We start from the raw sequence: 13,679 nt of genomic DNA on the forward strand, positions 1-13,679 counted from the left end.
TGCCGGCGATTCACAAAATGGCGCGGGATGCGCCCCCGTCGGCCGTGATCGAACGCCCGATGACATGGGGCGCTGCGTCGCTGGCAAGAAACGCCACCAGCCGGGCGATTTCCGCCGCCTGGGCCAACCGGCCCTGTGGAATGCCGCTCAAGAAGCGTTGTTCCTCCTGCTCCGGGGTCTTTCCGCTGCGCTCGGCAAAGGCTTTCATCATGCCCTCCCAGCGCGACGTGCGCGTCGGCCCCGGATTCACCGCATTGATCACGATTCCGTATTGCGCCACCTCCCGCGCAAGGCCCGCCGTGACGGCCAGCAGCGCCGCGTTGGCAGCCGCGCCGGGCAGCATGCGCGGGTCGGGTTCCCTGCCCGAGTTGCCGGCCAGCGTGACGATACGGCCATAGCCACGCTCCTTCATTCCCGGCAGCACCGCACGGATCATGCGCACCGTGGCCATGAATTTCAGCGCCATGCTGTCTTCCCACACCCCGTCGGCAATCTCCCAGAACACGCCGCCGGCCGACGCGCCGGCGCTGTTAACCAGCACGTCAATGCCGCCGAAGCGGCTTGCCGTAGCTTTGGCGACGCTGGCTGCGGCATCCGGTGCAGTAAGGTCCGTCGCCCGCCAAGCTACTTCACCTCCGTGCTGACTCTGCAGACCTCCGGCCAGATCAGCCAGGTCCTGTTTGGTTCGCGCGGTCAGGAAAAGCTTCGCGCCTTCGCTGGCCAATTGCTCTGCGCAGGCAGCGCCAAGACCGCCGGTGGCGCCGGTTATCAGCGCTACCTTGCCGCGCAATCCGAGCTTCATACAGCGAGCCTCATGGGGCGGGAATTATCGCAGCACTTTGGAAGCTGGCCAGCCTCCCTGCGGCCCCCACCTCAATATCCGCCGGATCAAGGCCAGTCGCGCGAAACGCTCACGAAGGAGCCGCGCGAACGCGATGTCATCATCCAGTAATACCCGGTCGCCGCCGGGTCGCCGTCGAGCGGATAGAACAGGACATTCACTGGGATGCGCGGCGGCAAATCGCGCACCGCGCGCTCGAAGTGCCGCACTCGGGCCCGCTGATCGGCCCAACCAACCCGTGAAGGTGGGCTGGCGCCCTGAGTGGGCAGGCCGTCGGTCAGCAAGAACACATTGTCCGGCGATGGCTCCAAGGCGCGAATCGCCCGCACTGCCGCATGCAAGCTGGTGCCGCCGCTTGGCGCGTGGTTGCGCAGCGCCTCGACCGCCTCGCCAAGCCGCTTCCCGTCCGCAACGCTCAGCCATTGGCCATCGGAATCTTCAAGAACGCTGCCGTAGTTCTCGCCGTAGAGATACACCTGGAAACGCTGCTCGGGCGTGAGCCGCGTGGTGATCCAGTCCACCGAATCGACCACCTGGAGCCACTTGGGAGCGCGAGGCTTCAACTCTTCGTCCATCAGGCGGAAGCGCAGTACATCGATATAGGTTCGCCCCAGCATGCTTGCCGACCCGTCCACGAGAATAAGCACCCGCTCTCCGCCCATCTGCATGCCCGTCAGGTACTGACGCGAGCCGCTGCCCTCGAAACGCCGCAGGTCGCGTCCCGTTCCCTCGTCCGCTGCGGCAATGCGGGCTTCCAGTTGCCGCTGCATCTCCCGCAGCCGGTCCACATCGGCGCGCAGCTTATCGACCGACTCTTCGCTTTGCAGACCGAGCCTCTCGTACTGCGCCAGCTCGGTCAGCAGCGCGGCCAGGCGCTCACGCAGTCGGCGCAATTCCTCGGTAGCGCGGGCGCGGCGCTCTTCCAGTTCGTCCCGTTCGCCGCGCGCCTGTATCAGATCCTTGCGCCCCTCCAGCACTTCTTCTTCCAGACGCATGGTCTCGCTCGACAGGTCAATGCGTTCGGCGTCTGCCCGCAAGCGCTGTTGGGCGTTGATGATCACGAAGAACAGCACCACGGCTCCGAAACCGCAGGAAATGATGTCGAGAAACGACATGCTGAAGACATGAAACGGCCTACGTGCCATCGCTGACCACCTCGCGGATCACGACAAACTCCACCGGACCGACGCCTACCCGGTCGCCGCCCCGCAGCGGCGCTGATTCCGCTACCGGCGCGCCGTTAAGCCGGGTTCCGTAGCGGCTGTGATCATGCAGCAAAGCCTGACCGTTCTCCAGGACTACAGTGCAGTGATTGCGCGAAATCCCGGCATCGGGCGGCAAGGCAATCGCCGAGCCTCCCGGCTCCGGCGCGGAACCGAGGCGGAGCCCCAGTTTATCGATGCGCCAGGCGCGCCCTCCGAGAACCAGGTGGGTGGGCGTAGGCATGCCCTCGTCTCCATCCACGCCCGCGGGTGCATCGTGCTCCGCACCGTTCGGTTGAGAGGTTATCGAAGCCGTGATCGAGTCCTCGGTCTCCTCAATGGCAGTCAGCGAGCGCAGCAACACGTAGCGCTGTGTCCCGGACGGCGCGGTCGGTACGCGTGCCAACGCGCCCAGGGCCGCTGCTCCTGGCTTCAATATCTGAACTTCCGTCGGCAGTAGTCTGGCGAAGGCTTCCGGGCAGCCGGGCGTGGCCGCCAACGTTGCCGACAGACGAACTGTAGCGGCGTTGGAGCCACTGCACCAGGAGCGCAGCCGGTTTCCCAACGCCGCGAGCTGGCGTTCGAAGGCCGTCATGAATTCGCTTGCGCGCAGCGTGGCGGAAACAGGAACAGGAGCAGCGCCGAGTTCCACCTTGATCTCGCCGCGCGCTGTGAGTTTTTCGAGCCATGTATCGAGATTTTCGGTCAATTCCTGCTCCGTATCCGGCAGGTCCAGCGGGTCGAAGCGCGACGCAGCGATAAAGCGGCTCGCGGCGTAGGCAGTCGTGGCGGCCCGCAAGTGCCGCAGGCCGGGCCGGCCGCTGAACAGCAGTTCAGCCGAGTGAACGCGATCCCGACGCTGTTCCAGGCGCGCCGCTACCAGATATTCTTGTTCGGCATCGACAAAAATACAGGATCGGCCAGCCGGGATTGCACCGACCGCCGCCACGCCGCTTTCCACCAGCGCGGCCACCGGCAACCCGGCCTCTTCGGCGATGCCGAGCAGCAGCGCCAGGCGATCATCGGCCGCGCCGGGGGGAACCACGAAAACAACCTCGCTGACATCCTGCGCGGACTCGCGAAATCGGTCCCATAGCTCAGCGAGATGTGCATGGACTAGATCTGCGTAGGTGCGGAAGCCAGGCGCCGGCCTTGCCAGTGGCTTGTCCGAAAGCAATTCCCAGAAATTGGGAAAACTGCGCCCGGGATCTTGCCGCGCCACGGCGACGGCTTCCCGGCCAAACAGCACTCGGCCTTTGTCCACGAACGCCAACCCCGGTTCGTTGAACAATACGCCACGGCTGGCGGCGCCCACCAGCGCCGCACCGTTCACTTCAAGAGCGACCCTCGGCATAGGTCCTCAAGCTCAATCGCCCTGCAGGCGCCGGATGAGCCGTTCGTCGCAATAGTCAGCAGTCTCGAACACCAGGCGCTCCTGCAGCAACTGCAATTGATGCACGAGAAACATGATGAATATGCTTACCAGCAAGGCGAAGAACGTCGAATTGAAGGCCACGCCCAGACTTTCTGTTACGCCGCTGATATCGCCTTCCACGGCCCGGTAGGCCAACGTCAGCGCCTCTCCGATACCTCGCACCGTGCCGATGAAGCCGATCGAAGGAATCGCCCAGGCGATATAGCGAATCATCGACAACTCCGATTCCAGGCGTTCGGCCTCGGCGTTGACTAACGATTGCGTGGCGGACGACACGTCCTGAACATTACCGGTGGCTCCGAAGCGCTGCAAGGCGCTCAGCAACACGCGAGGCAGCAGCAAGCGCTGCTGCGCCACGGGAAGAGCCCGCAGTTGCCGCGCGTGCTCGCGCGTGTCTTCGGGCAGGATGCGTACGCCCTCAGCCAGCGGCAGCAGGTCACGCTGCAGCAGGGATCGCTCGCGCATCGCGCCGCGCGCCTTGTAGCCCATGATGGCCAGCGCCCAGAGCGCCAGGATCAGGCAGGCCTCCTGTTCGAAGTCGCGCACGATCACATACAGGGACCGCTCCGGCACAAATTCCGCGTCCTGTTCTAGAAGAATGCGCTGTTCTTCGAGCACGGCATTGGCTTGCGGGCGAATCCAGGCCACATACATCGCATGCACCAGGATCACCGCCAGAAACAGCGAGAACAACTGGAACACGAACTCGACCGGCAGTTGCTTTTTCATGCCACCGAAGTCCGGGGAGGCCTGGGCATGAGCACGCGGCGCAGATGGGCGCTGCTCTCGGCCCAGCCGTGGTCAGTTGGCGCTCCGCCGAACTCCAGCTCGGCTACGGCGCAGGTGGGAAACTTACCTTGCAAGGCCGCCAGGGCGTCAGCATCGCCCGAACCGGCCAGAAGCAAGGCGGTTTCCTGTAAAGCGGGATTGTGCCCGACCACCATCAAGTCGCCCGTTTCGCGCGGAAGTTCACGAAGATGGCGCAGCAGTGAGGCCGGACTGAAGGTGTAGAGGCTCTGCAATACATCAATGCGCAAATCGCTCGGCAGGAACGGCAACACGCCGCACAGCGTCTCCACCGCTCGGCGCCCTGCCGAACATAGTACGCGCTTGGGAGCGCAGCCGATCGCTTCGAGCTTGCGGCCCATTGCGGGTGCGTTGCGGCGCCCGCGCGCCGCCAGCGGACGCGCGAAATCGTGCGGCGAATAAGGCCCGGCCTTGGCGTGCCGAAGCAGCCACAAGCGCGTCACCTCTCGGTTCCCGCCCGGTCGGCGCCGCAATCGAAGGGGTTGGGTAATCTCATGGCTCCTGTATGCTAACCCGATCATGGAACGCGCGCCACGACCACTGAGTGATGCCGAACATGCCGGCGGCCGGCTGATCAATCGCGAGCTGTCCTGGCTGCAATTCAACACGCGCGTACTTGAGGAAGCGGACAACCGAAACCATCCGCTCCTGGAGCGCGTGCGATTCCTGTCGATCTCGGCAAGCAACCTTGATGAGTTCTACATGGTGCGCGCCGCCGGCCTCATGGCACAGGTGGCCGCCGGCGTCACGCAGGCCAGCGATGACGGCCTGCAGCCAGCCGAGCAATTGCGGGCGATTCGTCGGCACGTCAAGAAGCTGCTCAAGGCGCAGTCGCAACGCAGCGCTCAGTTGCTGGCCGAGTGCCGCGAGGCAGGCGTGGCGGCGGTACAGCCCGACGAGCTGGGCGAAAAAGCCCGCGAGTGGCTGGCGCAGTGGTTCGAGAACCAGTTGTTTCCCGTATTGACGCCCCAGGCGGTTGATCCCGCCCATCCTTTCCCGTTTATTCAAAGCGGCTGCCTTGTTTATGTGCTGCGGCTAAAGAGACCAGAGGACAAGCGCGAATTCAACGGTCTGGTTCTGGTTCCACCGCAGATCGAGCGTTTCGTTCGGGTGCCGGGTGAAAACCTGCGGTTTGTGGCGGTAGAGGACATCATCGCGCAGAACTTCAAACGGCTTTTCCCGGGCATGGCGATACTGGGCCACGGCATTTTCCGCATCAGCCGGGACAGCGACCTGGAAATCGACGAAGAAGCCGAAGATCTCGTACGCACCTTCGAGACCGCGCTTCTTCGCCGCCGCCGGGGCAATGTTATCCGGGTGGATGTGGCGGCCGGCATGCCGAAGAATTTCCGGCGGTTCGTGCTCGAGGCATTCGACGCTTCGCATGCCCACGTATTCGATGTGGAGGGCATGCTGGGCCTGGCGGACATCGCACAGATCATAAGCGGCGAACGCCCCGATCTGCAGCACCAGCCGCTGAACGTGCGCTACCCCGAACGGGTACGGGAGTATGGGGGCGACATCCTGGCTGCCATCCGCGCCAAGGACTTCGTCGTGCATCACCCGTACGAAAGCTTCGACGTGGTGGTGCAGTTTCTGCGCCGCGCAACCGCGGATCCTGCGGTGGTCGCTATCAAGCAGACCCTTTACCGCACGTCGGAAGATTCCCCGATCGTGGAGGCCCTGATCGCGGCCGCGGAAGCCGGCAAACTGGTCACCGCCATGGTCGAGCTTCGGGCCCGATTCGACGAGGCGGCCAACATCCGCTGGGCGCGCGAAATGGAGAGGGCCGGCGTGCAGGTCGTATACGGATTCATGGAGCTCAAAACCCACGCGAAAGTGGCGCAGGTCGTTCGCCGTGAAGCAGGCGAACTCCGAACCTATACGCATTTCGGAACCGGCAACTACCATCCGGTCAACGCGCGCGTCTATGTGGACTTGAGCTATTTCACCTGCGACCCCGCTCTGGGGCGCGACACGGCGCGGCTCTTCAACTACATGACCGGCTACGCCGCTCCGGAATACATGGAAAAGCTGATCTACGCTCCCGCTCAGCTCAAGCAGACCTTGGTGGAATTGATAGAGGACGAAATTGCGTACGCGCGCGAGGGCCGGCCGGCGCAAATCTGGGCCAAGCTCAATTCGCTGGTGGACCCGGAAATCATCGACTGTCTCTACCGCGCTAGCCAAGCCGGCGTGTCGATCGAGCTTTACGTGCGTGGAATATGTTGTCTGCGCCCCCGCATGAAGGGGCTTTCGCAAAACATCCGCGTACGCAGCATGGTAGGCAGATTCCTGGAACACGCGCGCATCCTTTGTTTCGGAGCGGGACACAAGCTGCCTTCCACGGACAGCAAGGTGTTTCTGTCTTCGGCGGACTGGATGCCGCGCAATCTGCACCGCCGTGTGGAGGCCCTGGTGCCTGTCGAGAACGAAACGGTCAAGCGGCAACTCGTCGAACAGGTACTGATGGCCAACCGCATGGACGTAATGCAGAGTTGGGAAATGCAGCCGGACGGTTCCTACCGGCGCCTTGCGCAGAAACCCGATGGGTTCAGCGCGCACACCTGGTTCATGACCCATCCCAGTCTCTCCGGACGCGGCAGCGCGCGACAGCATTCGAGACCCGCGATGCCCGGTGAACTCTTCCCGGATATGTCCGAACAAGCGCCTGCGGCAGAACAGAATCCCGCCACGGGCGGTTAGCAATGCAAGCAGACTAGTGCCGGGCATTCTGCGAGCCAGCCCCGCCATCCTGAGCGATGCGCCGGTGGCGGTTATCGATGTGGGCTCCAACTCCGTTCGGCTGGTGGTTTACGAACACGGCGGGCGCGCTCCCCTGCCAATTTTCAACGAGAAGGTTTTGTGTGGACTGGGACGCGGATTGGACCGTACCGGCGCGATGCCGGAAGACGCTATCTGCCTGGCCCTCGAAAGCTTGCAGCGCTTCGCCCGCTTGTGCCCGGAAATGGGAGTCGAAGACACTCAGGCCGTGGCTACGGCGGCGGTGCGCGAAGCCCGTAACGGCGCCGCTTTTCTGCGCTCGGTGCGCCGCGAATGCGGGCTCGAAGTGCGCTTGCTGCCCGGCCCGCGGGAGGCCGAAGTATCCGCGCGCGGCGTAGTAAGCGCAATTCCCGGCGCGACGGGCTTGGCGGCCGACTTGGGCGGTGCAAGCCTGGAACTTGCGCTGCTGGACGCCGGCAACATCACGCAGCGCGTTTCACTGCCCTTCGGCACGGTGCGTGGAAATGGCGCCAACGGATCGAAACACGACAAACAACAGTTGCGCGCGCACCTGGCGGAACTGGACTGGCCGCGCGAGGCGCGCGGCCAAACACTTTACCTTGTGGGAGGAGCTTGGCGGGCCTTGGCCAGCATACACATGAAGGAGACCAAGTATCCCCTGCATGTCATCCACCATTACGCCGTCGCGGCAGCGGAGGCCGCGGAATTCTGCGCGGCGCTGAGCGTTTGGCCTGAAAAACGCCTGATGGCGGCCAAGGAACTTCGCTCCGAGCGCCTCCAGACACTGCCGCTTGCCGCCGACGCGCTGGTTTGCCTGCTGCAGGAAAGCGGCGCCGCGCAGGTGGTATTCTCGGCCAACGGTCTGCGCGAAGGCTGCCTTTACGAGGCGCTGCCGGCCGGCCTACGCGTTCGCGATCCGCTGTTATCGGTATGCGAGAGCGTGGCGCGGCGCATGGGACGTGGCGTCTCGGATGGCGAATTCCTGGCGGGCTGGATCGCCCCGGCGCTGGAAGGCGTGGTGGCGGAACGGCTACGCCTGGCCGCCTGTCACCTGTCCGATATCGGCTGGTCGGAACACCCCGATTACCGTGCCGAGCAGGTGTTTCTCCGAATACTGCGCATGCCTTACACCGGCGCAGATCACCGCGAGCGCGTCATGCTCGGCCTGGCTGTAGCTTCCCGCCATGCGGCCATGAAACCCACGCTCAAGCGCCTGAAGCTTGCGAAGCTGCTTCGCAAGGGCGATCAGCGCCGCGCAACCGGCGTCGGCTTGGCCATGCGCCTCGCGTACACCATCTGCGGTGGCGCCGCACAGGTGCTTGAACAATTTCGGCTCGAACGGGACGCGCAGACGCTGCTTCTCAAAGGCCCCGAAAGCGCCGAGATCCTTATCGGAAAAGCCGTCCAGCGGCGTTTACGTTCGCTTGCCGCCCACCTCGGCCTGCAACACCGCATTCGCCTGCAGGCCTGACCTGCGCACTGTGCGCAATCGCAGTTCAGATGTCGGTGGGCATCGGGATGGGATTGTCGGCGGAAAGCGGCTCGGAAGGAATGAATTCTTCAAGCACTTCTTCGTTTTCCAGGGCCTCTTCGATACGGGCAAGGTCTTCTTCGATGGAAGCGACTTCCACGGAAAGTTCAGGTAGATCGCGCGGATCGGCGGCAGACGGGGAGCCGTCGCCATCCTCCGTCGTGCGCACACCGCCCGTTGGCTGGCGGCTGCGCTCGGCAGATTCATCCTGCGCTTCGACCGATTCCTGCTGCAGGAAGTCCAGCCAAACGGTCATCCGGTTGGCCGCCCATGTGACGCTCAGGCCGAGACCGATGATGGCGGCAACAGCGATGGCTTTCTTCATTCCTGTTCCTGCGGCTCCACGTAGCGCGCGAGTCGAAATCCTACATCGAGCCGTTCTTCATCGCCAAAGTCGCGAAAGCTCCAGCGTAGTTCCCGAAGCGTTCCGTGCATCCAGCTTGATCCCCTTATTACGTGGAAACGTCCCTCCTTGGCGCCGCGCGGGTTTACTTCCACGTTCGGGAACTGCGTTTCGGCGCCATAGAAGTCGTTGGTCCATTCGGCTGCGTTCCCGCCGAGATCGAAAAAACCGATCCGGTTGGCTGCAAAAGACCCCGCGGGCGCGGTAAACGGAAAGTTGTCGTTATAGATCGTAACAGTCGTGGTGAGAATGCCGCTTGCCGATTGGTCGGCAAAATTGCCTGAACCCGGCGCCGGCGGCATCCGCTCGCCCCAGGGATAGCGTGAATCGCCCGCCCCGCCGGAATAGCGCGCCGCCCAAACCCATTCTGCCTCCGTGGGCAGTCGATAGCCGACACCGAGCTCTTCCACCGGCAGCAAGCGGCCTGCCCGGCTGACATATTGCAGAGGAAGATTCTCCTGTGAACTCAGCCAGTTGCAGAAAGCTGCCGCAGCCTGCCAGTCGATGTTCACGGCCGGACTGCTGTCGGCCGCCAGCGATCGGAAGCGCTCGGCGCCCGAGGTATGCGTGGGCACGAAAGCGCGAAACTCGCGGTTGCTTACTTCGGTTACGCCCAGATAGTAGCGCCGGTCGAGCCGTATCCTGCGGCGCACCTCGTTGTTGCGCCATCCCTGGCTGCCGCGCTGCGAGCCCATCTCGAATTCGCCCGGGAACAGCATGACCAACTTGGCGCCCAGTGAAGTCTCAATTTCCCGGGGCTGAGCAGCCAACCGTGCCTGCAGTGGCGTCAGCATTTCAACGGCGATCTCCTGCGGATAAGCAGGCTGAGGAATGACTTCGCGGGTCACCGCCACGTAGCCTTCGAGCTGCAAGTCAATCCGATGCTCCGTGGAGGGCAATTCCAGTTCGAGCGGCGTCTGCCCCCGCTGCACTCCGTCAACGAATACCGTGGCGCCCGCCGGGCGGCTCAGCAGCCGCACCGTGCCCAAGCGCGGCGCCAGCCGGACGTTGAGCCGCCGCTCCTCGCCCCTGCCGAGGGTCAAGGACTGCTCCTGCGGTTCATAACCAGCCCGCGACAGAACGATGCGATGTTGCCGGTCGGGGCTCACTTCGACTGTGGCCGGCGAACCGCCGCGAAACTCGCCATCTACGGTTATCGCCGCGCCAGGTGGTTCCGTGGAGACGCGCAGCACACCCGCCGCAGGGCGAAGGCGAATTTCGGGCAGGGTCTGGTTGGCACCGGCGACTACGGTCAACTCTTCGCGGTGGGTGGCGAAACCGGGTTTCGAAATCAATAGGACACTCTGCCCGGAAAGCAGCTCTACTGTCACCGGGGTAAGGCCCAGTAACTCTCCTTCGGAGCGGATTTCGGCCTCGGACGGGGTGCTGCGTACGCTTATTTCCGCCCAATCGGGTTCCAGCGCGGCCACAAAAGGCTCAATGTCTCCGCCTCCCCTGACGGTCAGCCCGGTGGTCAGCTCCTTGTAACGCGGCGCAGACACCTTGAGCACGTAACTGCCCGGCGCAAGCTCGATTTCGTCGCCGGGCTGGAAGACGCCATCCATGCCTTCCACGGCAATCCGGGCGCCGTCAATGGTCTCCACCACGACACGTCCGGGCAGCAATTCCATCGCGAAACGAAATTCCTCGCCGTCCGCGCCGCCCACCTCTATCCTCTCGTCCAGCGGGTAGTAGCGCGGCATTTCGGCGCGCACGCGGTAGGTCCCGGACCAAAGTAGATAACGGCTTCCTACGTGAGGCGTCGGGCGAAACGCCTCGACGCGAACCTCGGCCTGCGCGGGTTCCACTTCAATCAGGACGCCTTCAGCAGTGAATACAAACAGCGCGCAGAGTCCCAGAATGCCCAGCGCCGTCCCCAGCGCGGCGCGCAACGCCAGCCGGCTCACGTTTCCGCGCTTGTCGGACGAAACTCCCGAAGCAGGCTGTAGCGGAATGTCCACGCCTTGGTCGTCCTCGGTGAGTTCCGGAGGGCGAGTGTCCCAGGCGCTGGCCAAATAGCGTGCGGCAAGTCTCAGGCCATCCGCATTGAGCGCTTCAACCTGCACTTCCACACCGGCAATTGAAAGCCGGTCCCCTTCCTGGAGCCACTGCGCGCCGCTGAATGGTTCGCCATTCAACTGCAGGCCGGAGATGCCCGCATAGCACTGCACCAAGGTCCGACCGTCAAGCAGATTAATGCTGGCCACCGGCGCGGCCGTGGCTGGGCCGGGAAGGCGTATGTGGGCGCCGGCCCCGCTTCCCATCAGCACCGGCAGTTCGCTGGCCTTGAGCTCGCGCTCGCCCTCCGGCAGGGCAATGACCACCCGCGCCATCAGATGGGTTCGGTGCAGATCAGAGTCAGCGGCTCGGACAGTCCATCGGGAGACACGGTAAATTGACGGCGCACGTCACGATATCCGTCGCGGCGGCCTATTGCCGTATAGGCCCCGGGCCGTAACTCAAGAACGCGGCTATCGAAGCTTCCCAAACGGCCCACGTGAAAGATCGTAACCTCGGTAATGCCGTCCGACCGCAGGCTCACCGGCGCGGGCGTGGCCGCCACTGTGAGCACCCGCTCGAGACGCTCAATCTGTTTGTTCAGCCGAGGACCGGGTTGCGCAATTCGCCTGGCCTGATCCAGCAAGTCTCTGCCTCGCTGCCAGGCTTCGTCGCGATTCAAGTCTTGCGCGTTGGCAATGGTCTGCTCCAGCCCGTCGTCGAGCCGCACCCGCCGCTCCGCCTCGGCCAATCCTTGCTGCGCCGCAACAATGCCTGTATCGATCTCAAGCATGCCACGGAAGCTGCTCACTGCGGTGCGCCAATCCTCGCGAAAACGCCCGGCCATTGCCGCGGCCTGCAATTCCGCCAGCCGCTGCCCTCTTTCCTCCAGTTCTAGCGCCGCCAGAGCCTCTTCCGGCGCGGAAGCCCCGGGACGCTGTTGCTTTGCTGCAGTGAACGCCTCACGTGCCGCCGTTAGATCGCCCTCTCCCAGCGCCGCGTGCCCACGCGACATCCTGGCGCCGAACAACTGTTCTTCCAGGTCCGCGTTCACTTTCGAGAGCGCTTGACGGGCCGACTGCCGTTCGGGGTCGGCTTGCAACACCCGCTGCCAAGCTTGGCGCTGTTCCTCAAGGCTGCCGCCTCGTGCTGCGGCGCGCGCCGCCTCTACCGCCTGCATGATTTCGGGCAGATTCGCAACCCGGCGCCTGGCCGTTTCGATCGCCGGATCCGTCTCTCCCAGAAGAATTGCCGCCTTTTCGAGTTCGCCTAGCGCACCCGCCTGGTTGCCGGCTTCGATAGCCTCCTGTGCCTCTGCCAACGCCTCCCGGCCTATGTCCGGCGCTTGCTCGCGCAAGTCGCCCAGCAACTCGGCAGCCGCGCGGTATGCAAGCTGCGCATCTGGATATTCGCGCCTGCGGTAGAACTCGTCAGCCTGCTGTTCCTGCGCCACCGCCATTTCCCACTTGCCTGCCGACCACAGCGACGGCCGCAGCGCAGCCAGGTAGTTGCGGTCGCGCAGCATCTCGCCCATGGCTGTGTCCGCCGCGTCGCGCTGCAATTTCAGCAAGTTCAGGTCCACTTTCGGGGCTTCATCCCGGGCGGCGGCGGTCGGCGGCGGTGGACGGGTTGCAGTGCGTTCTTCCACGAACCGCGGAAGCAACAGGAACAAACCGGCCGCCCCCGCCAGCAGCAGACCCCCCAAGGCGTAAGTGAGCCATACAGGCACTCCGCTGCGTTGCCTGGCAGCAAACGGGCGGTCGCCGGGCACGGTACGAGTGCGGGCCACGATTTCCGCTGTGTGCCCGACTTCCGCCGAGGAATCCCCCAAAATTTCTTCCAGTGCGCCACGCACGGCCTGCGGCGTAGGTGGCCGCCGCTCGGGCTTCGGCGCGAGCATTGACCGTACGAGTTCTTCCAGCGCTGCAGGCAGGCTCGGCATTCCGGCTGGGGCTGCCGGTTTTTCCAGGATTCCGGCCCGAATGCGTTCTTCGCCGAAGTCCGGGGCATAAGGCGGATAACCGCAAAACTGCTCATGGAAGATGCAGCCCAAGGCATAGATGTCGTCGCTTGGCTCGGCCAGCCGGCCGTCAAGAAGCTGCGGGCTGATGTACGCCAGCGAACCGCCTGGCCGCAGGATCCCGGCTTCCACGTTGCCGTCGCCCGCCCGCGCTGCGCTGAAATCAGTAAGCCGCGCCGCTTCGGATTCATCGAGCAAGATATTGCGCGGCTTGAGGTCGCCATGCACCACGCCCTTGCGGTGCGCATACGCTAACGCGTCGCACAAAGGTAAAAGCCTTCTGACGCCCTGTTCCCAAGGTTCGCCCGCGCACTGCCCGAAGTGTCCGCCCGGCATGAGCGGCATCGTGAAGAAATGCCCATGCTCGTCCGCAAAGTATTCCTCGGGTCGCAAGATCGCCGGGTGGACCAGCGATTGTGCAATGGAAAATTCGCGCCGGAACAGCTCCTGGCGCGCATTGCTCTCCGCAAACTCGTCCGCCAGCTTCTTGAGAGCCAGCTCGCGCCCGCTGTCAGAATCTTCGGCAAGCCATACCTCGCCCAATCCCCCCTTGCCGAGCAAGCGCAAGAGCCGGAAACGGGTGGCCAGCAGTTTATCGTCGCGCGTTGCGTTCATAGTTCCTGGCGCGATGGCGGGAGTGCAGCAAATTACCCGCAGTCAATGAGGCGGTCTTGAAAGCGAGCCAGCGACAGGCCCC

At 64.0% G+C, this 13,679-nt stretch carries 10 protein-coding genes; 2 read left to right on the forward strand and 8 right to left on the reverse strand.

The genetic code is table 11. The features are described 5' to 3' along the window. Window positions 1–10: 10 nt before the first annotated feature. The 5 genes from ACWCOO_RS06245 to ACWCOO_RS06265 form a co-directional block, all read right to left on the reverse strand. Window positions 11–802, reverse strand: a complete 792-nt coding sequence (locus ACWCOO_RS06245) for an SDR family NAD(P)-dependent oxidoreductase (protein ID WP_446830140.1) — start codon at window positions 800–802, stop codon at window positions 11–13. Between the two features lie 86 nt (window positions 803–888). After that, window positions 889–1,986, reverse strand: coding sequence for a VWA domain-containing protein (locus ACWCOO_RS06250; RefSeq protein ID WP_446830141.1), 1,098 nt, complete (start codon window positions 1,984–1,986; stop codon window positions 889–891). Further along, the gene (locus ACWCOO_RS06255; protein ID WP_446830142.1) at window positions 1,976–3,397 is read right to left on the reverse strand and encodes an FHA domain-containing protein; all 1,422 of its coding nucleotides are present in this window, start codon (window positions 3,395–3,397) and stop codon (window positions 1,976–1,978) included. Before ACWCOO_RS06255 ends, ACWCOO_RS06250 begins: the two co-directional genes overlap by 11 nt. Window positions 3,398–3,409: 12 nt before the next feature. After that, window positions 3,410–4,207 carry a MotA/TolQ/ExbB proton channel family protein gene (locus tag ACWCOO_RS06260; protein ID WP_446830143.1) on the reverse strand — a complete coding sequence of 266 codons (798 nt, stop codon included), beginning with the start codon at window positions 4,205–4,207 and terminating at the stop codon, window positions 3,410–3,412. Then, window positions 4,204–4,719, reverse strand: a complete 516-nt coding sequence (locus ACWCOO_RS06265) for a SixA phosphatase family protein (protein ID WP_446830144.1) — start codon at window positions 4,717–4,719, stop codon at window positions 4,204–4,206. The genes ACWCOO_RS06260 and ACWCOO_RS06265 overlap by 4 nt, the downstream gene beginning before the upstream one ends. An 85-nt stretch (window positions 4,720–4,804) precedes the next feature. On the opposite strand from ACWCOO_RS06265, the gene ACWCOO_RS06270 reads away from it, so the two are divergent. Continuing rightward, window positions 4,805–6,991, forward strand: a complete 2,187-nt coding sequence (locus ACWCOO_RS06270) for an RNA degradosome polyphosphate kinase (RefSeq protein WP_446830145.1) — start codon at window positions 4,805–4,807, stop codon at window positions 6,989–6,991. Between the two features lie 16 nt (window positions 6,992–7,007). After that, a complete protein-coding gene (locus ACWCOO_RS06275; protein WP_446830146.1) occupies window positions 7,008–8,501 on the forward strand; it encodes a Ppx/GppA phosphatase family protein in 1,494 nt (497 codons plus the stop codon). Between the two features lie 25 nt (window positions 8,502–8,526). Here the strand turns inward: ACWCOO_RS06275 and ACWCOO_RS06280 are convergent, their stop codons facing one another. Genes ACWCOO_RS06280 through ACWCOO_RS06290 form a run of 3 tightly spaced genes read right to left on the reverse strand, consistent with a single transcriptional unit; the run spans window position 8,527 to window position 13,597 of the window. Beyond that, window positions 8,527–8,886 (reverse strand): hypothetical protein, encoded by a 360-nt coding sequence (locus tag ACWCOO_RS06280; RefSeq protein WP_446830147.1) that lies wholly within the window; start codon window positions 8,884–8,886, stop codon window positions 8,527–8,529. Then, window positions 8,883–11,297 carry a PEGA domain-containing protein gene (locus tag ACWCOO_RS06285; RefSeq protein ID WP_446830148.1) on the reverse strand — a complete coding sequence of 805 codons (2,415 nt, stop codon included), beginning with the start codon at window positions 11,295–11,297 and terminating at the stop codon, window positions 8,883–8,885. Before ACWCOO_RS06285 ends, ACWCOO_RS06280 begins: the two co-directional genes overlap by 4 nt. Beyond that, window positions 11,297–13,597, reverse strand: coding sequence for a protein kinase domain-containing protein (locus ACWCOO_RS06290; protein ID WP_446830149.1), 2,301 nt, complete (start codon window positions 13,595–13,597; stop codon window positions 11,297–11,299). Before ACWCOO_RS06290 ends, ACWCOO_RS06285 begins: the two co-directional genes overlap by 1 nt. Window positions 13,598–13,679: the final 82 nt, after the last annotated feature.

Origin of the sequence: Candidatus Foliamicus sp. (genome assembly GCF_965221325.1) — a bacterium.
GTDB lineage: Bacteria > Pseudomonadota > Gammaproteobacteria > Steroidobacterales > Foliamicaceae > Foliamicus.